This is a genomic window from Parahaemophilus parainfluenzae (genome assembly GCF_001053575.1).
GTDB lineage: Bacteria > Pseudomonadota > Gammaproteobacteria > Enterobacterales > Pasteurellaceae > Haemophilus_D > Haemophilus_D parainfluenzae_S.
In genome coordinates, this window is the sequence record NZ_JVSL01000041.1 from 1 (window position 1) to 18970 (window position 18970).

The following is an 18970-nucleotide window of genomic DNA, read 5'->3' on the forward strand; positions in this document are numbered from 1 at the left end:
AAATTATAGCACTGCGAAATGAAAAAGGGAGCTACAACTCAAATCTTCGACCGTCAACAATTAGGCGTATTATAGCACTGCGAAATGAAAAAGGGAGCTACAACGCTCACCGATACGGAAAATGGGTATTAGAAATTATAGCACTGCGAAATGAAAAAGGGAGCTACAACAAAAATCAATGCTGATACGTCAATTAGCGGATTATAGCACTGCGAAATGAAAAAGGGAGCTACAACTCGACTGCGGGGAATATCACCTTGCCTTGCATTATAGCACTGCGAAATGAAAAAGGGAGCTACAACCAAACAAATGGAATGCCTTTACAGCGACATATTATAGCACTGCGAAATGAAAAAGGGAGCTACAACACGGTTTGGATGGTGTGTTCTTAGCCGAGGATTATAGCACTGCGAAATGAAAAAGGGAGCTATCCCTTCCTTCGGAAGAATTAAAAGTGCGGTAGAAAACAACATTGTTTTCTACCGCACTTTTTTCATTCCAACTAAGCTTTAGCTGCTAAATATCGTTCCACTGTATCCACAATCGCTTGTGTTTGTGGATCGATTTCGATATTCACTAAATCACCAATTTGGCGTTTACCTATAAGTGTTCGGTGTAAAGTTTCAGGGATTAGATTCACGCAGAATTCATCGTCTTTCACTTCACCAATAGTAAGACTGATGCCGTCAATCGCGATAAATCCTTTGGTGAGTATATATTTCATCACGTCTTTAGTAGGTAATTTAAACCAAACCTGACGATTATTTTCGCTTTCGATAATCTGTGAAACACTTGCGGTACAATAAACGTGACCAGATAAAATATGCCCACCAATTTCGGCGCCCATTTGCATTGCACGTTCGATATTCACAAAATCCCCGGCTTTTAAACTGCCTAGATTCGTGATGCGCAAGGTTTCTTGCATTAAGTCAAAGCTCACAAGATCGTCGTGAATTTCAGTCACCGTTAAGCACACGCCATTATTCGCCACTGATGCACCGATTTCCAAGCCTTTTCGCATTTCAGCTGGTAATTTTACGATCTGTGTTCTAAAATTATCACTGTCTTTAATTGCATAAATTTGGGCGATGCCCTGTACAATACCTGTAAACATTATTATTCCTTCATTAAAAATTTTTCCAATATTATAGCAAATTTATGAATTCTCGTCTTTTTTCTCAATACCGTATTGATATTCAAAAACTTATCCGAATTGCGACACCTATCGGGCTTGCCCAATTAGCTCAAACAGGCATGGGCACCGTAGATGTGATTATGGCGGGGCGTGTGAGCTCGGCTGATGTAGGCGGTGTTGGTATTGGTGCCTCTATTTGGCTACCTTTGGTACTTTTCGGGCAAGGATTATTACTCGCCTTGCCTCCAACAATTTCCTATTTAAATGGTTCAGGGCAGCGCCATCGCATTGCTCACCAAGTGAGACAAGGCCTTTGGATTTCATTTTTAGTGATGATTCCCCTTGCACTCATCATCTATCATAATGATTTCATATTACAGTTCATGAATATGGATGCCCACATGGCTGATGTGACGATGAATTATTTGCGTGCGATGGTATGGGGCTTGCCTGCCTATTTATTGCTGATTAATTTCCGCTGTTTGAATGATGGCATTGCCAAAACAAAACCCGCTATGGTGATTACCTTCATGGGGTTAATGCTGAATATTCCGTTGAATTATATGTTTATTTACGGCAAATTTGGTGCACCGGCATTGGGTGGTGTCGGTTGTGGTGTGGCAACGGCTATTGTTAACTGGGCGATGGCGATCTTGATGATTACCTATTCAGCTAAAAACTATAATGAACGTAGTCTGAAAGTCTTTGAAAAGATTATTGAAAAGCCAGATATCAAAACACTGAAAAAATTGGCCGCACTTGGCTTGCCTATTGCCATTGCGCTGTGTAGTGAAGTCTCACTCTTTGCATTAAGTAGTTTATTACTTTCCCCATTAGGCGCGGATGTGGTCGCCAGCCACCAAATTGCCTTAAACACCAGTGCCGTAGCCTTTATGTTCCCCATGTCTATTGCCATGGCGGCAACCATTTTAGTGGCTCAAGAACTGGGTAATCATGCACCACAAAAAGCCAAAATCATGTCTTACGCCGCTATTATGCTTGGCTTGATTGCGGCAAGTGTATTGGCGTTGGTGATTTGGGTATTTAGTGCAGAGATCGCTACATTGATTGTAGGCGATAATGCCACCGTTATTGCTCTTTCAAGCAGCTTATTAGCGATAGCGGCGATTTATCAATTTTCAGATTCAGTGCAAGTCGTCGTGAGCGGTATTTTACGTGGCTATAAAGACACCAAAATTATCCTTTATATCACATTACTTGCCTATTGGGGCGTAGGTATTCCGGTTGGGTATATTCTTTCACGAACGGATTGGATTGTTCCAAGCATCGGCGCAAAAGGTTTTTGGGTTGCGTTTATCATTGCCTTAACCATTGCTGCGGCTTTACTCTTTATTCGGATGCGAAAAATCCAATCACAATCTGATGAAGCCATTATTCAACAGTTAGAAAGATTGAAGTAGTTAAAGTAAAAAGTGCGGTCAATTTTGACCGCACTTTTTATTCTTGAATTTAAAATTTGATGCTTTTTAAACTTCTCTATACCCTTCATATTCCCAATCAAAATATTTTTGTAACTGAATAACAATATCATCCCAGGTTTCTCCTGATATACTATTTATCATGAGTGACAAATAATTTTCTATGTCATCTAATGTTTTCAGAGCAACAACCATTCCTTTATTTATCACCAAGACCTTTTCTCTTTGCACCATTCCTACATTAAAAACATTAGTATAAAAATAGTCACTCCCAGAATTTCCTTTTGTTCCTATTGCTAATGTTAAATTTAAGCAATAAGCTGGCTTAAGAACTAGTAAGGATGCCTCATCCCTCATCGAAAAGCCATAATCAATCCATTTTAAATCAGCTATAAGCATTTACTTCCCCTATGAACTCTAAACTATACGTTTTATAAATGAAAACTTATCAACAAGCAATTAAAAACTAACATCAGAAAATTTATGCCATTTAAAAGTAAAAAATAATTTGTACAGAGTACTTTCACACACAAATATAAAGTGCTCCATCATGCTATTTTGTTTTTCTTTTAGTTGTTAGAAATATAATAGGAAGAATGAGAATATGAAGTTTCAAACTTGCTACTATTGCCTCTTTTGCTAGAAGAACATAATTTATGTTATTAACTCCCGAATCAAATTGCACATAAAAAATAGCAACAAAATAAATCAAAGAAAAAGCCAGAATACTCACAAAATATCCAAAAACATATTTCATTATTCTATTACCTTTGAGTCACTCATATTCTATCTAAGTTTAAGGATAAAAAGTGCGGTCAAAATTGACCGCACTTTTGTCTTTTACATCACTACTACATCAAATTGTTCTTGGTTGTAGTACTGTTCTGTTTTGACTTGAACCTGTTTGCTGATGAACATTTCAATCTCTGGCAATAAACCGTGAGATTCTTCTTTGATTAAGTAATCCGCCACAGCAGGAGACGCATACACCACAAATTGTTCACTCGAGAATAAGTGGTTAACACGAATGATCTCACGCATAATTTCGTAACATACTGTTTCGACGGTTTTCACACGTCCACGACCTTGACAAGTTGGGCATTCATCACACAATACATGCTCTAAACTTTCGCGAGTACGTTTACGCGTCATTTCCACTAGGCCAAGTTGAGTAAAGCCATTTACATTGGTTTTTACGCGATCTTTCGATAGGGCCTCTTCCAAGGATTCAATCACGCGATTGCGATGCTCATCGGTTTGCATATCAATAAAATCAATAATGATAATACCGCCTAAATTACGTAGTTGTAGCTGCTGAGCAATAGCTTTAGTGGCTTCAATATTGGTGTTAAAAATGGTTTCATCTAAATTTCGATGACCAACGAATGCTCCCGTATTGATATCAATGGTCGTCATGGCTTCGGTTTGCTCAATAATGAGATAGCCGCCTGATTTTAAATTCACGCGTTTCTCTAAGGCATTTTGAATACCACGTTCTACGCCATAAATATCAAAAATCGGCTGACTGCCCGTATAAAGCATTAATTTTTCACTCAATTCAGGCATAAATTCATCGGTAAATTCTTTCACTTCGTTAAAACAAAGTTTGGAATCGATATGAATTTTCTCTAAATTGGCGCCGATAAAATCACGTAAAATACGCTGTGGTAATGCAGGCTCGCCATAAATTTTAGAACGAGTTGGATATTTGCCTTTACGCTCAAGCACTTTACGCCATAAACGTTTTAAAAATTCTGCATCTTGATGCAATTCTTCTTCTGTTGCACCTTCGGTAGCAGTACGAATAATAAAGCCGCCTAACTCATCACAAAAAGGCTCAACTAACGCTTTTAGTCTTGCGCGTTCTTCTTCGCTTTCAATACGTTGCGAGACACCAACATGGCTATTTTCTGGCATAAAGACGAGATAACGAGAAGGTAATGTAATATCGGTAGTTAATCTTGCACCTTTAGTGCCCAAAGGATCTTTTACCACTTGGACTACGATATCCTGCCCTTCGCGTACGAGTTCAGAAATGCTTTTTGCTCGGAATTGCTTTTGCTCGTTCACATCCACACATTCGGTATGTGAAACAATATCGGAAGCGTGTAAAAATGCGGCTTTTTCTAAACCGATATCCACAAATGCGGACTGCATTCCCGGTAAAACACGGGTTACTCGTCCTTTATAGATATTCCCCACGATGCCACGTTTGGCTTGACGTTCAATATGAACTTCTTTTAAAACGCCCGTTTCCACCAACGCAACGCGAGTTTCATTGGGCGTAACATTCATTAATAATTCAACAGAATCCATTTTTTCGACCTTAGTTTTAATGGTATAAGTCTATCGAAAAGGAAAATAGAATAATAGACCCAAATAAGGTAAAATATGACCTTTCTCAAATTTTCATGACTTTTTTTGGGGTACTTAATGTTTGGTTTAGACCCAACACTTATTACTTTTAGTATTTATATTTTCGGCATGATTTTAATCGGTGTCCTTGCCTATTATTATACAAACAACTTATCCGATTACATTTTAGGTGGCCGTAAACTCGGAAGTTTTGTGACAGCCATGTCTGCTGGCGCATCTGATATGTCAGGCTGGTTATTAATGGGCTTGCCAGGTGCGGTATATGTGTCTGGCCTAGTAGAAGGTTGGATCGCCATTGGTTTAATTCTCGGAGCTTATTTTAACTGGTTACTCGTGGCTGGTCGTTTACGGATCTATACCGAATTTAACAACAATGCTCTCACACTACCGGAATATTTCCACCATCGCTTTGGCACATCACATAATCTCTTAAAAATTGTGTCTGCAACAATCATCTTAGCATTCTTCACGATTTACTGTGCCTCAGGTGTGGTTGCGGGAGCAAAATTATTCCAAAACCTATTCTCAGTCGACTATTCCACCGCCATTTGGTACGGCGCATTAGCGACCATCGTCTATACCTTTATCGGTGGATTTTTAGCTGTAAGCTGGACGGATACCATTCAAGCCACATTGATGATTTTTGCACTGATTTTAACGCCTCTCTTTATCTTTTTAAGTTTGGGTGATGCATCACAATTTACTGAAGTGCTACATCAAGCAGAAAGCGCAGCAAATAAAGACTTTACTGATTTATTTAGTTCTACTACACCATTAGGTTTATTAAGTTTAGCGGCTTGGGGCTTAGGTTATTTTGGTCAACCGCATATCCTTGCTCGTTTTATGGCGGCTTACTCGGTGAAATCTCTTATTAAAGCACGCCGCATCAGTATGACATGGATGGTGATTTGTCTTGCCGGTGCAATTGGTATTGGCTTCTTCGGGATTCCTTATTTCTTTGCAAACCCAAATGTGGCTGGTGTGGTAAATAATGAACCAGAACAAGTCTTTATTGAACTGGCTAAATTGCTCTTTAATCCATGGATTGCCGGTATTCTACTCTCTGCGATCTTGGCGGCAGTAATGAGTACACTTTCTGCACAATTATTAATTTCTTCAAGCTCTATTACTGAAGATTTTTATAAAGGTTTTATTCGTCCAAAAGCTTCTGAAAAAGAGCTTGTTTGGCTAGGTCGTGCAATGGTTTTAGTTATCGCGGGCATTGCAATTTGGATTGCACAAGATGAAAACAGCAAAGTATTAAAACTCGTTGAATTTGCCTGGGCAGGGTTTGGTTCTGCATTTGGTCCGGTCGTGCTTTTCTCCTTATTCTGGAAACGTATGACTTCATCAGCGGCGATGGCTGGCATGGTTGTCGGCGCAGTGGTTGTTTTTGCTTGGAAATCGGTGATTCCTGAAACCAGTGAATGGTTTAATGTGTATGAAATGATCCCGGGATTCATCCTTGCTAGCCTGGCGATTATTGTGGTTTCCCTCCTTTCTGCAGAACCTGAAAATGAAGTTAAAGAAACTTTTGAGAAAGCAGAAAAAGCCTATAAGGAAGCAAAATAATGATTGATTTTCGTCCTTTTTATCAACAAATTGCCACCACAAATTTATCTGCTTGGCTAGAAACATTGCCTTTGCAATTAAAAGAATGGGAAAAACAAACCCATGGTGATTATGCAAAATGGTCAAAAATCGTGGACTTTCTCCCTGATTTACAGGCAGACACTATCGATTTAAAAAATGCGGTGAAATCTGACTGCACTATCCCACTATCAGAGGGCGAAAAACAACGCATTATCCATCATTTGAAGCAATTAATGCCGTGGCGAAAAGGACCTTATCATTTATTTGATATTCACGTGGATTGCGAATGGCGTTCTGATTTCAAATGGGATCGTGTTTTGCCTCATCTTGCACCATTAAAAGATCGTACCATTTTAGATGTGGGCTGCGGTAGCGGCTACCATATGTGGCGAATGGTTGGTGAAGGCGCAAAAATGGTCGTTGGTATTGATCCTACTGAGCTTTTCCTTTGCCAATTTGAAGCGGTTCGAAAATTACTAAATAACGATCGTCGAGCTAACTTAATCCCATTAGGTATTGAAGAAATGCAACCACTTGCGGCATTTGATACGGTATTCTCAATGGGTGTGCTTTATCACCGTAAATCACCGCTCGATCATCTCACACAGCTAAAAAACCAATTAGTAAAAGGTGGCGAATTGGTGTTAGAAACCTTAGTGGTTGATGGCGATGTGAATACGGTATTAGTGCCTTCAGATCGCTATGCAAAAATGAAGAACGTATATTTTATTCCTTCCGTTGCAGCGCTCATCAATTGGTTGAAAAAAGTCGGTTTTACTAATGTGCGTTGTGTGGATGTCGCCACCACAACATTAGAAGAACAGCGTAAAACGGATTGGTTAGAAAATGAAAGTTTGATTGATTTCTTAGATCCAAACGATCACAGTAAAACCATCGAAGGCTATCAAGCCCCAACTCGCGCAGTGATTTTAGCGAATAAATAATGGTTTAAATAAAAAGTGCGGTCAAAAATTCCATGTTTTTTGACCGCACTTTGCTTTTTTATTTTAAAGCAATATGTACCGTAATCTCTTCACGATCGTGATACAAATGCTTCGCCTGAATATCAAATTCCAGTTCTTTTTCTGCCAACATCACCGCAAGATTTTCTAAGCACAACATCACTTCTTGATAGCGTTTTTTCATTGGCAATTTCAAGTTGAAAATGGTTTCTCGGCACCAGCCGTTAATCAACCATTTTCCTATTAAATTCGCAATTCGACTTGGTTGCTCCACCATATCACACACAAGCCAATCAATATGCTTGCGTTTTGGTGGTTGGAATTTAAATCCATCTTCTGGGCAATGTTCTATTCTGCCAGTATCATGTAAGCTCGCCGCCATTTTGCCGTGATCAACTGCATACACAAATAAACCACGTTTCACTAATTGATAGGTCCAGCCGCCAGGGCAAGCACCGAGATCAACACCAACCATATTTTCATTCAAGCGTTTACTTTCTTCATTTCGAGGAATAAAGGTTAAAATCGCTTCTTCCAATTTTAAAGTTGAACGGCTTGGTGCATCCGCTGGGAATTTTAAACGTGGGATTCCCATAAAGTGAGTGGAGTTATTACCAAGATAGGAATACCCCACATAGCAACAATTCGGCTGCGTGAAAAAACAATGCAAAATTTGACCGCGCTTTGCATTCGGTTTGCCTTGTAACCAACCTTTCTTTTTCAATGCTTGGCGCAACGGCACAGTAAATTTTCGGCAAAATGTCGAAAGCTCTTTGGCTTCATTCGTATCTGCTGTTTCAACAAATAGCTCTACCGCTTGCTTAAGATTAATGTCTTCTGCAATGCGTTCATATTGAGCCAGAATTGGCGAAATACGATCTTGAGGATCGAGATTTTCTAAGAGATCTGACACAACGATCATTTGACGTGCAAAAATCAAACGATTAAAAGGGATTTCTCTTGCTAAACGATCTGCATCACCTGGTTGATAGCATTCAAAAATGACATAGCCGCTGTTTTCTACCACGCGAGCAAAACCAAATACACCACGCTCAGAAGCTCGGTCGGTAATTTCTGCAGCGACTTCTTTTTCAAAACCAATTCGACAATATAAGGCTAATTTATTCATATTTTCCCTAATTTAATTGAATCTTTAATCCATGTTCTAAAGGCTTGAATTTGTTCATCATCTAAACGATCTAAATGATTGACTACATAGAATGATTTCGGATCCCGTAATTCGGTTGGTAACACAATTTGCAAATGACCGTTTTCAATTTCTTGCTGAGCCAAAATACGATTAGCCAGCGCAATACCCTGACCATGAACGGCCGCTTGCAATGCCATAAAAGTATGGCTAAATAACGGACCTTGCTGAATATTCAAATCATCTAATTTGAGGTAATCCGCCATCGCTTGCCAGTTATCTCGAGTATGCGTATGAATCAGCGTATGCTTTTTCAAATCATCAGGACAACGAACGGGGATTTTCTCAAGCAACGAAGGCGCGGCCAAAATCACGAGGTTTTCTTCACCTAAACGATCGACTTGTAAATTTTCCCAATCACCTTTTCCATAATAAATGGCAATATCAATTTCTTTATTCAATAAACCTTCATCTTGATCGACGCCCTTCAAGCGTACTTCAATTTCAGGGTGTTGCTTATTAAAATCACTCAAATGAGGCACAAGCCATTGAATACCAAAGGTTTGTGGCACGCTAATGGCCAAATGAGGTTCAGCTTTAAGCGTTAATAAACGTTCAGTCGCTTCATTTAATTTTCGCAAGACTTTGTTAATATCAACAAAATAGGCTTTCCCAAATTCCGTCAATTCGAGTGAACGATTTTTACGTATAAAAAGCTCGACACCTAAAAAATCTTCTAATAATTTTATTTGATGGCTCACTGCGGCTTGTGTCACAAAAAGTTCATCCGCAGCTTTTGTGAAGCTTAAATGTCGTGCAGCTGATTCGAAAGACTTCAATGAATTCAAGGGAGGCAAACGTTTATACATAATTCTTCCCAACGGCTAAATTTTAGTTTATAATGATTAAGATCTAATTCGGATTAGTTTTTTTTATACGTCAAATAAAAAAACATCATTTGTCCTTCCATCACCTTCTACCTACAATATACCCATACTTAATGATTGGTAATTCCTTACAAGTTAATGAGTTTCAGACTTAAGTATGATGTTGTGTTTGCATATAGTTCGGTTCTCCGAACTGGAGTAACAATTAAGTTACTCATTTACTTCCTGTATATATTAAACCATTCTGGTTAAGCGCTGCTCATTTCGAGCGGCGTTTTTTTATTCCCGCATTCTAACATAAGCAAAATTTTATTTCCTGACCAACTTCACAAATTTAAAAATCCAATAAAAATTTTGAGAAATCACAATATTTTTGTGTTTAAAGGTTTTCATAGTTGCCGTTATGGTGTAGATTAACTGCATTTCCATTCATAAAATTATTTATACAAATTAAGGAAGCAAAATGAAAGACTTAGACTGGAACAATCTTGGATTTAGTTATATCAAAACAGATTATCGTTTCATCGCACATTGGAAAGATGGTAAATGGGATGAAGGGAAACTTACCACTGATAATATGCTACATATCCACGAAGGTTCAACTGCAATTCACTACGGTCAACAATGCTTTGAAGGCTTAAAAGCCTATCGTTGTAAAGATGGCTCAATCAACTTATTCCGTCCTGATCAAAATGCAAAACGCATGCAACATACCTCTGATCGTTTATTAATGCCACAAGTGCCAACAGAATTATTTATCCGTGCTTGTAAAGAAGTGGTAAAAGCAAACCAAGAATGGTTAGGTCCTTACGGCTCTGGCGCAACATTATATTTACGTCCATTCCTCTTTGGTACTGGCGCGAATATCGGTGTAAAAACCGCACCAGAATTTATTTTCTCTGTATTCTGCTGTCCAGTAGGCGCATACTTCAAAGGTGGTTTAGCGCCATCTAACTTTATTACTACGGATTACGACCGTGCTGCACCTATGGGTACAGGTGGTGTAAAAGTGGGTGGTAACTATGCGGCAAGCTTGCTTCCACATGAACTAGCCGCAGAACAAGGTACACCAGAACGTAAATTTGCAGATGCGATCTATCTCGATCCAAAAACTCACACTAAGATTGAAGAAGTGGGTGCGGCAAACTTCTTTGGTATTACCAAAGATAATAAATTTATCACGCCAGCTTCTGACTCTATTTTACCGAGTATCACTAAATACTCATTGCTTCACATTGCAAAAGAACGTTTAGGTATGGAAGCCATTGAAGGTGATGTCTATATCGATCAACTTGATCAATTCGCCGAAGCGGGTGCTTGTGGTACTGCCGCAGTGATTACGCCAGTAGGTGGTATTCAACACAAAGGCAAATTCCACGTATTCTATTCAGAAACTGAAGTAGGCCCTGTGACACGTAAACTTTACAACGAGCTAACCGGCATCCAATTCGGTGATGTGGAAGCACCTGAAGGCTGGATTGTAAAAGTAGAATAATTTTCCTTTCTATCAACAAATCGAGATTCATTTAATTCAAGGACTAAGTTCTGTCACTATAGAACTTAGTCCTTTTAGTTTTTTACACGCTTTGTATAAAGTATGTTTCAGTAGAAATACCTCATTAATAATATTTAACTCACGCCAAAATACTTCAAAATCAACCGCACATTTCCCCTTTTATTGTGTGCCTATATTTCAAATTATGATCTTCATCACAGTTTTATTTAAACAGATCGATTAGAATAAAATTGTCCATTTTTTCAAGCAAATAAGGAAGAAAAATGATGACTCCCTCTGCACTTATAGGCGAAGGAATTAACCTGATGTTTTCAGGGATGGGTTTTGTATTGGTCTTTTTGCTCATTTTAATTTGGGCAATTGGATTGATGTCTAAACTTATCAACCGATTCTTTCCAGAACCTCAACCCGAACCCAAAACTTCCCAAAATTCAACCGCACTTTCTGCGGCACCTACTGACGATTTTGAGCGGTTACGTCCTGTGATTGCAGCGGCTATCGCACACCATCGCCGTACCCAACAGTTCAAATAAAATAAGGATTTTACCATGGCTAAAAAAATTAAAATGACAGAACTGGTGCTTCGTGATGCCCACCAATCACTTTTCGCAACGCGCTTGCGTCTTGATGATATGTTACCAATTGCTCATGAATTAGATGATATTGGCTATTGGTCGTTGGAAGCTTGGGGCGGTGCAACATTTGATAGCTGTATTCGCTTTTTAGGTGAAGATCCTTGGGTTCGTTTGCGTGAATTGAAAAAAGCTTGTCCAAAAACTCCATTACAAATGTTATTACGTGGCCAAAACCTATTAGGCTATCGCCACTATGCTGATGATGTAGTAGAACGTTTCGTAGAACGTTGTGTAGCGAATGGTATGGATGTTTTCCGCGTATTCGATGCGCTCAATGACCCGCGCAACATGAAAGCAGCGTTGCAAGCAGTACGTAAATTTGGTGGTCATGCTCAAGGGACTTTAAGTTATACCACCAGCCCAGTTCATACCATGCAAACCTGGCTTGATACGACTGAACAATTACTTGAAATCGGTATCGACAGCTTAGTCATCAAAGACATGTCTGGTATTTTAAATCCAATGGCGGCGGCAGACTTAGTGCGCGAAATCAAAAAACGTTTCGACGTAGAATTGCATTTACACTGCCACTCCACCACTGGTATGGCAGAAATGGCGCTATTAAAAGCGGTTGAAGCAGGTGTAGATGGTATTGATACGGCAATTTCTTCTATGTCAGGTACTTATGGTCACCCTGCAACTGAATCCCTAGTCGCCACCTTACAAGGTACTGAATATGACACCGGTTTGGATATTCCTCGCTTGGAAAAAATTGCTGCCTATTTCCGTAATGTGCGTAAAAAATATGCCAAATTTGAAGGCCAATTACGCGGTGTAGATAGCCGTATTTTAGTAGCACAAGTGCCAGGCGGCATGCTTACTAACTTGGAAAACCAATTAAAACAACAAAATGCGTCCGATAAATTAGATTTAGTATTAGAAGAAATCCCACGCGTACGCAAAGATTTAGGTTATATTCCTCTCGTTACACCAACCTCTCAAATTGTTGGTACACAGTCGGTTATTAATGTTCTCACTGGTGAACGCTACAAAACCATTGCGAAAGAAACTGCCGGTATTTTAAAAGGTGAATACGGTAAAACACCTGCACCAGTAGATAGTGCGTTGCAAGCTCGAGTATTAGAAGGTGCGGCACCAGTAACTGACCGTCCAGCCGATCACATTGCGCCTGAAATGGCGAAAATTGAAGCTGAAGTTGCTGAACAAGCTAAAGCGAAAGGGGTGAAATTGGCAGACAACGCTGTGGATGATGCTTTAATCGTGGCGCTCTTCCCGCAAATTGCGTGGAAATTCTTAGAAAACCGCAACAACCCAGCCGCCTTTGAACCTGCTCCAACTGGCAATGAAAGTTCGGTGGAAAATAAACCTGTTTCTAAAGCTGCACCATCTGCTTCTGGCTCCTCTGTTTATACTGTGGAATTGGAAGGTAAAGCCTTTGTGGTGAAAGTAAGTGAGGGCGGTGATATCTCTCATGTGGCGACTACTGCTCCTCAAGCTGCGCCACAAACGACTCCAGCGCCAGCAACGGGCGGCACACCGGTAACGGCTCCGATGGCAGGTAATATTTGGAAAGTTGTTGCAACAGAAGGTCAAACCGTAGCAGCTGGCGATGTATTATTCATTCTCGAAGCCATGAAAATGGAAACTGAAGTGAAAGCCGCACAGGCTGGTACCGTACGTGGCATTTGCGTCAAAGCTGGTGATGCGGTAGCGGTGGGTGACACCGTGATGACCTTAGCATAAGGAATGGTCTATGGAGAGTATTATTGCGTTAATTAAAGGAATGGGTATATTCCATCTGCAATGGGGGCAAGCGGTAATGATCGCTGTGAGCCTACTGTTGCTATGGCTTGCCATTTCGCGCAAATTTGAACCATTGTTGTTACTGCCAATTGGTTTCGGCGGACTATTGTCAAATATCCCTGAGGCAGGTCTTGCTATGACAGCATTGGAGAATTTGCTTCATCTCGGCTCACCAGAGCAAATTGCGGTAATCGCCGCGCAGTTGGGTGTTTCACCCGATCTTGCTGCAATTAAAACAGCACTAAATTCTGCGCCGATATCGATGATAAATCAATTAGAAGCGTTATCTGTGGATATGGGTTACAGCGCCGGTATTTTGGCATTATTCTATAAAGTTGCGATCAGCTACGGCATTGCACCATTGGTCATTTTTATGGGCGTAGGTGCAATGACAGATTTTGGTCCGTTATTAGCCAATCCGAAGACATTACTGCTTGGTGCAGCTGCTCAATTCGGTATTTTCGCTACCGTGCTCGGTGCGTTAGCGTTAAATTATTTCGGTATTATTGAATTTACACTGCCTCAAGCTGCATCTATCGGCATTATTGGTGGTGCAGATGGTCCGACAGCGATTTATCTTACCAGCAAACTGGCGCCTGAATTGCTTGGCGCTATTGCGGTGGCGGCCTATTCTTATATGGCATTAGTGCCGTTGATTCAACCGCCGATTATGAAAGCGTTAACCACAGAAGAAGAACGCAAAATCCGCATGACGCAAATGCGCCATGTGAGTAATCGTGAAAAAGTCTTGTTCCCGGTGATTTTGCTGTTGCTCGTTGGTTTACTCTTACCGGATGCAGCCCCACTGCTCGGGATGTTCTGTTTCGGTAATCTCATGCGCGTCAGTGGCGTAGTAGAACGTTTAAGTGACACCACACAAAATGCCTTGATTAACATTGTAACCATTGTGCTTGGCTTGTCTGTGGGATCTAAACTTATCGCCGATAAATTCTTACAACCGCAGACGCTAGGCATTTTAATTCTTGGTGTCATTGCTTTCGGAATCGGTACAGGTAGCGGTGTATTAATGGCCAAATTGATGAATAAATTCAGCAAAAACAAAATTAATCCGCTCATTGGTTCTGCTGGTGTATCTGCCGTTCCTATGGCCGCTCGCGTTTCCAATAAAATCGGATTGGAAGCAGATAACCAAAACTTCCTACTTATGCACGCGATGGGACCAAACGTTGCTGGTGTAATTGGCTCAGCTATTGCCGCTGGGGTCATGTTAAAATATGTCGGTACGTTGATGTAAGGTAAAAATACTGAAAAACACCTAAATGAGGTTCATTAAATAACAAAAAGAGCGGTCAAATTGACCGCTCTTTTATTTATTACGATTTTCTTTACTTAACCAAACTCATCGCCAGATTCTTCGCGCCTTTGAAATCCACTTTACCACTTCCAAGCATCGGAATTTCATCCACTAAGAAGACTTGGCTTGGGAGCATAATCGGCGGTACATTTAATCCTTTAATGCTTTCATTGATCTCATCTAAAGAAAGTGCAGACTTAATTAAAAGCACAATGCTCTCGCCTTTTTTATCATCGCTTACAGCTACCGCAACGAATTGATTTTCTTCATCAAATACTTGTGAAAGTTTCTCTTCCACACTACCGAGACTAATCATTTCGCCGCCGACTTTAGCAAATCGAGAATAACGATCCACAATGGTAATAAAACCGTTATGATCGATGTGACCTTTATCGCCGGTCTTGTAATAACGCACACCATCAATTTCAACAATCACTTCTGCTGTTTTTTCTGGTGCATTCAAATAACCTTTCATGACTTGTCCACCACCAATCAAGATCAAGCCGTCTTCGCCAACTGGTAATTCTTGCAAGCTTTCCGGATCCACAATTTTGATAATGGTACCCGGTAATGGCATACCGACTGTACCAGCTTGATTGAAGGTAAATTCTTGTAAGGTTTCCGGATCAAGTAAATTAGGCATATTAACACTAGCTACCGGTGCTGTTTCAGTCGCCCCATAACCTTCGTAAATTTCCAAGCCAAATTTTAGTTTGAAGGCTTCTTTCACATCTGCTTTCAATTTTTCGGCGCCCGCAATAACCATACGTACGTTTTGTAGCATTAACGGATGGAATTTCTTATTGCGTACATACAATCTAAAGAAAGTTGAAGTACCAAATAAAATACTCACCCGATGTCGAGCACACATTTTTCCTACTGTCGCCCCATCTGTCGGATCCGCTACACTTACCATTTTAATGCCCTCACACAATGGTAATAAAGTTGTCACAGTTAAGCCGAATGAGTGGAAAATGGGTAAGGAATTCAAAATCACATCATCTTTATGGAAATTTAATAATTCACCGATCTGTTTAATGTTTGTCAGTAAGTTTTTATGGCTTAATTCAATGCCTTTTGGATCACCCTCACTACCACTACTGAATAAGATGGTTGCATTATCTTCCAAGCTTACATCTGCAAAGTAACGTAATTTAATCCACCATTGTGGCGCTAAAAACGCCGTTAAAAATGACCGCACTTTATTCGCTTTAGTGATCGATTTCCCTAAATTTTCCATAAAGAGGGCTTTATCAGCCACCACTTGGTTAAAGTCAAAACCTTTTGTGTTCAACTTATCCAAGAATTTTTCAGAGGTAATGACTTGCGAAATATTAGCTTTTTTCAACGCTTTTTCCATCACTTCTGGGCTTAGCGTGTAGTTTAAATTTACCGGTACTTTGCCCATCACCATTAAGGTCATATTGATAATTGCCCCGATTGATGAACTTGGTAATAACACGCCAACATTTTTTTCATTCCCTAAAGCAGCTTTCAAGGTTTTCACAAACATCAATACGGCAGCAATAAATTTCAGGTTATTGAGTTTAGTGCCTTGCGCATCCACCGCAGCTTCTTTGAATAAATTCGATTTTGCCGAATTCAACCAATGGTGCATAAGTGGTTTACGTTTACTCATGACTTTTTCCCATACGGAGAAAGAAAGTTCGAGTACTTTTTGCTTCATCGCTGTCGCATCAATAAAACCATGAATGGGTTTACCGAATGCTACTAAAATTTCACGTTTGCCTTGGCGTTTAGTTAAATTCTTATAGAAAGAATCCGCACGAGAGAAACTGCTACCCCATAATCCACGTAAATAGAAAGGAACAGTCGTCACATTCTCTAAATCTTTTAATACGTGCTCAAAGCCTTTTTGGAACTCATTGATTTGGCCGTTATAGCTGATATGACCTTCTGGGAATAACGCCACCACTTCACCACGTGCTAAATATTCACGAATAGTTTCAATAGATTCACGGCTTGAGCCTCCACCAATTGGGATCACTTTGAAAATACGGAAGAACCAAGTGAGATACCATTTGTTGTAAATTGGACGATACATCACAAATTTAATCGCACGCGGGCTAGCCGCTTGTAACACTAACCAGTCAATCCAGCTAATATGGTTACCTAATAACAACACACCACCACTTTGTGGAAGATTTTTTAAGCCATCCACATGAAAACGGTAATTCGCTTTTAACGCAAAGAGTAAGAATAAACGTGTAAATAAATGGGGTACTTTCGACATGGTATATAAACTTGCAGCAAAACATGCAGCAGAAGTCACTAAGAATAAACCTTGAGTCGAAACATTAAGTTGTACAAAAACAATGCTTAATAGCAAAAAGACCACCATGAACACATTTTGCACAAAGTTGTTACCCGCCATAATTTTGCCGCTGATTTTCTCAGATGCAAAATACTGAATCGTCGCATTCAATGGCACGATCAATAAACCGCCAGAAAAACCAAAGACAAAAGAACAAAGTGCTAATACCACCCCACTTTGAGCTAGAGTTAAGAAGAATAACGACACACAAATACCCAACGCACCAAGCGGAACAATACCTAACTCAATATGCAAACGAGAAGCTCGACCAGCAAGATATGAACCAAGCGCAAGCCCAACTCCACTCACCGCAAGAATCGCTTGAATAACAATGGCATTATCTTCATTGAACATCGCTTTATAATGCGCAGGGAATGCCGCCACAATAATTTGTGACACGCCCCAAAATAGGCTTAATCCAATAACACTCAACCAAATATTTTGATCTGCTTTTAATGTGCGAACGTTATCTTTTAAATACCCTAAAGAAAGGTATTTTCTCATATCAAACTGACCTTCTGTATTCTCAGCTTCTTGCTTAAAGAATGGGATTTTAAAAGCAAAATAGGCTTCTAATGCACTCAGCAATACTAACGCCACACCTATCACCCAAACACTTTGTAATACTTCATTCGGATCATCTGATGCCACATAATGCGCTTCAAATAAGAAAGAAAATGCAAAAGAACTAAATAGAATAGCCACAATGGTGAGCGCTTGAATCACACCGTTTGCCATACCGATATTTTCAGTGCCCACAATCGATTTAATAATGCTATATTTGGCTGGAGAATAGACCGCACTTTGCGCTGCCAAAATCAATGTGAGTACAAAGGAAAGCGCAAACATTCCCGTCATATAACTCACTAAAATCCCCGCACTGATCACCACAGCCGCTAAACTGCTATAACGAATCACATTGGTGCGCGAAAATTTATCGTTAATAAATGCCGAAGGGGAAAATAAGAAAATAAATGGCAATAAAATCATCGCATTAATTAATGCCGTTAAAACCACCAAGCTCTCACCTGAAAAGCTTTTCAATAATACATTTTGAATGGTAATTTTATGTGCCAAATCCACACTGGCATTAATAAAGGCAATGGCTAAATAAGGCACAAAGCCAGCATATTTTAAGAGTTTCATTTCGCACTCTCCGCTTGATAAAGATTGAAGGTTTTCATATTCAAGAGATAAGGTTTTAACACCAACAACAAATCAAATAAATGTTTTAATTTTTCATCTTTTTGTTCGCTATTAGCTAATGCCGCTAAAGTCACATTCACCTCTTTTTCTGCTAACATTTTTGCTGCAGCTAAATAAGCTTTCACTACATCCATTTCGGCTTCATCACAACGAGACAAGATCGCCAGAATATCACGTTCTTTTGCTGTAAAAATGCCTTCACGAGGATTCAATAATCCTTCCGCTACCATCTCTTCGATTTGTTCAGCGGAAAGATGAAATTCTGCACATAATTGCTCAATAGTGAACACTTCATTTTCAGCACCCATGATGATATCCAATAATCCAATAAGACTTTCATAAGGATTATTCCAATCAAAATGAGGATGAGCAAAAAGTGCTTTAATTTGTGAAATCGTCGCATTGAAATTGCTTTGTAGATACTTAATAAAACTGAGCAACTCTACACAATATTCATCATAGAGATGAAAATTCGGTTTATCTTTCACCGGCTCTGGCAACAAACCTTCTTTCACATAGTACAGCACCGTGGATTTTGGTGTCTGACTAAGCTTAACTAAATCATTCATTTTTAACATCAGGATTTCCCTCTAAGTTGATTTGTTGTGTATTGTAGCGGATAAAAATAAAAAGTAAATAGTGTTACTTTACACTTTTAAT

General features: G+C 39.7%; 14 protein-coding genes and 1 CRISPR repeat array. Of the genes, 7 read left to right on the forward strand and 7 right to left on the reverse strand.

Annotation, left to right across the window (positions count from 1 at the left end; all coding sequences use genetic code 11):
- The first annotated feature begins 2 nt into the window (after positions 1-2).
- Positions 3-434: direct repeats of the CRISPR family, unit length 36 nt; unit sequence ATTATAGCACTGCGAAATGAAAAAGGGAGCTACAAC.
- Positions 435-502: 68 nt separating this feature from the next.
- Entirely contained in the window at positions 503-1114 is a 612-nt protein-coding gene (locus AC979_RS09440) for a riboflavin synthase subunit alpha (RefSeq protein WP_049371236.1), read from the reverse strand.
- Positions 1115-1158: 44 nt separating this feature from the next.
- On the opposite strand from AC979_RS09440, the gene AC979_RS09445 reads away from it, so the two are divergent.
- The gene (locus AC979_RS09445) at positions 1159-2556 is read left to right on the forward strand and encodes an MATE family efflux transporter (protein ID WP_049373970.1); all 1398 of its coding nucleotides are present in this window, start codon (positions 1159-1161) and stop codon (positions 2554-2556) included.
- 66 nt (positions 2557-2622) lie between these two features.
- Here the strand turns inward: AC979_RS09445 and AC979_RS09450 are convergent, their stop codons facing one another.
- Together AC979_RS09450 and rng are read right to left on the reverse strand one after the other, a co-directional pair.
- Positions 2623-2973, reverse strand: coding sequence for an Imm8 family immunity protein (locus AC979_RS09450; RefSeq protein WP_049373971.1), 351 nt, complete (start codon positions 2971-2973; stop codon positions 2623-2625).
- 441 nt (positions 2974-3414) lie between these two features.
- Complete coding sequence (rng, locus tag AC979_RS09460; protein ID WP_049373973.1) at positions 3415-4890, reverse strand: ribonuclease G; 1476 nt, start codon at positions 4888-4890, stop codon at positions 3415-3417.
- Between the two features lie 117 nt (positions 4891-5007).
- On the opposite strand from rng, the gene putP reads away from it, so the two are divergent.
- Entirely contained in the window at positions 5008-6522 is a 1515-nt protein-coding gene (putP, locus tag AC979_RS09465) for a sodium/proline symporter PutP (protein WP_049373974.1), read from the forward strand.
- Positions 6522-7487 (forward strand): tRNA 5-methoxyuridine(34)/uridine 5-oxyacetic acid(34) synthase CmoB, encoded by a 966-nt coding sequence (gene cmoB / locus AC979_RS09470; protein ID WP_049373975.1) that lies wholly within the window; start codon positions 6522-6524, stop codon positions 7485-7487. Before putP ends, cmoB begins: the two co-directional genes overlap by 1 nt.
- A 58-nt stretch (positions 7488-7545) precedes the next feature.
- Here cmoB and rlmM read toward each other — a convergent pair whose 3' ends face one another.
- Positions 7546-8634, reverse strand: a complete 1089-nt coding sequence (gene rlmM / locus AC979_RS09475) for a 23S rRNA (cytidine(2498)-2'-O)-methyltransferase RlmM (protein ID WP_005698765.1) — start codon at positions 8632-8634, stop codon at positions 7546-7548.
- Positions 8631-9521 carry a transcriptional regulator GcvA gene (locus AC979_RS09480; protein WP_049373976.1) on the reverse strand — a complete coding sequence of 297 codons (891 nt, stop codon included), beginning with the start codon at positions 9519-9521 and terminating at the stop codon, positions 8631-8633. Before AC979_RS09480 ends, rlmM begins: the two co-directional genes overlap by 4 nt.
- Before the next feature lie 481 nt (positions 9522-10002).
- Here AC979_RS09480 and AC979_RS09485 point away from each other — a divergent pair, with 481 nt between their 5' ends.
- The 4 genes from AC979_RS09485 (at position 10003) to AC979_RS09500 (ending at position 14709) form a co-directional block, all read left to right on the forward strand.
- Entirely contained in the window at positions 10003-11034 is a 1032-nt protein-coding gene (locus AC979_RS09485) for a branched-chain amino acid aminotransferase (RefSeq protein ID WP_049373977.1), read from the forward strand.
- A gap of 287 nt (positions 11035-11321) precedes the next feature.
- Positions 11322-11588, forward strand: coding sequence for an oxaloacetate decarboxylase subunit gamma (locus AC979_RS09490; RefSeq protein ID WP_049366163.1), 267 nt, complete (start codon positions 11322-11324; stop codon positions 11586-11588).
- Between the two features lie 15 nt (positions 11589-11603).
- Positions 11604-13394 carry a sodium-extruding oxaloacetate decarboxylase subunit alpha gene (oadA, locus tag AC979_RS09495; protein WP_049373978.1) on the forward strand — a complete coding sequence of 597 codons (1791 nt, stop codon included), beginning with the start codon at positions 11604-11606 and terminating at the stop codon, positions 13392-13394.
- Between the two features lie 10 nt (positions 13395-13404).
- Positions 13405-14709: a sodium ion-translocating decarboxylase subunit beta gene (locus tag AC979_RS09500; protein ID WP_049373979.1), complete on the forward strand. Its 1305-nt coding sequence runs from the start codon at positions 13405-13407 to the stop codon at positions 14707-14709.
- A gap of 91 nt (positions 14710-14800) precedes the next feature.
- On the opposite strand, the gene AC979_RS09505 is transcribed toward AC979_RS09500, so the two are convergent.
- Positions 14801-18250: an acyl-[ACP]--phospholipid O-acyltransferase gene (locus AC979_RS09505; RefSeq protein WP_049373980.1), complete on the reverse strand. Its 3450-nt coding sequence runs from the start codon at positions 18248-18250 to the stop codon at positions 14801-14803.
- A complete protein-coding gene (locus tag AC979_RS09510) occupies positions 18247-18888 on the reverse strand; it encodes a MerR family transcriptional regulator (protein ID WP_049373981.1) in 642 nt (213 codons plus the stop codon). Before AC979_RS09510 ends, AC979_RS09505 begins: the two co-directional genes overlap by 4 nt.
- Positions 18889-18970 lie beyond the last annotated feature (82 nt).

What these genes read in the sequence shown, in the direction of transcription:
- AC979_RS09445 (WP_049373970.1), top strand. Translation starts at nt 1,159, where the DNA reads ATGAATTCTCGTCTTTTTTCTCAATACCGTATTGATATTCAAAAACTT.
- AC979_RS09440 (WP_049371236.1), bottom strand. Translation starts at nt 1,114, where the DNA reads ATGTTTACAGGTATTGTACAGGGCATCGCCCAAATTTATGCAATTAAA.
- AC979_RS09485 (WP_049373977.1), top strand. Translation starts at nt 10,003, where the DNA reads ATGAAAGACTTAGACTGGAACAATCTTGGATTTAGTTATATCAAAACA.
- rlmM (WP_005698765.1), bottom strand. Translation starts at nt 8,634, where the DNA reads ATGAATAAATTAGCCTTATATTGTCGAATTGGTTTTGAAAAAGAAGTC.
- AC979_RS09510 (WP_049373981.1), bottom strand. Translation starts at nt 18,888, where the DNA reads ATGTTAAAAATGAATGATTTAGTTAAGCTTAGTCAGACACCAAAATCC.
- putP (WP_049373974.1), top strand. Translation starts at nt 5,008, where the DNA reads ATGTTTGGTTTAGACCCAACACTTATTACTTTTAGTATTTATATTTTC.
- AC979_RS09450 (WP_049373971.1), bottom strand. Translation starts at nt 2,973, where the DNA reads ATGCTTATAGCTGATTTAAAATGGATTGATTATGGCTTTTCGATGAGG.
- AC979_RS09490 (WP_049366163.1), top strand. Translation starts at nt 11,322, where the DNA reads ATGACTCCCTCTGCACTTATAGGCGAAGGAATTAACCTGATGTTTTCA.
- cmoB (WP_049373975.1), top strand. Translation starts at nt 6,522, where the DNA reads ATGATTGATTTTCGTCCTTTTTATCAACAAATTGCCACCACAAATTTA.
- rng (WP_049373973.1), bottom strand. Translation starts at nt 4,890, where the DNA reads ATGGATTCTGTTGAATTATTAATGAATGTTACGCCCAATGAAACTCGC.
- AC979_RS09505 (WP_049373980.1), bottom strand. Translation starts at nt 18,250, where the DNA reads ATGAAACTCTTAAAATATGCTGGCTTTGTGCCTTATTTAGCCATTGCC.
- AC979_RS09480 (WP_049373976.1), bottom strand. Translation starts at nt 9,521, where the DNA reads ATGTATAAACGTTTGCCTCCCTTGAATTCATTGAAGTCTTTCGAATCA.
- oadA (WP_049373978.1), top strand. Translation starts at nt 11,604, where the DNA reads ATGGCTAAAAAAATTAAAATGACAGAACTGGTGCTTCGTGATGCCCAC.
- AC979_RS09500 (WP_049373979.1), top strand. Translation starts at nt 13,405, where the DNA reads ATGGAGAGTATTATTGCGTTAATTAAAGGAATGGGTATATTCCATCTG.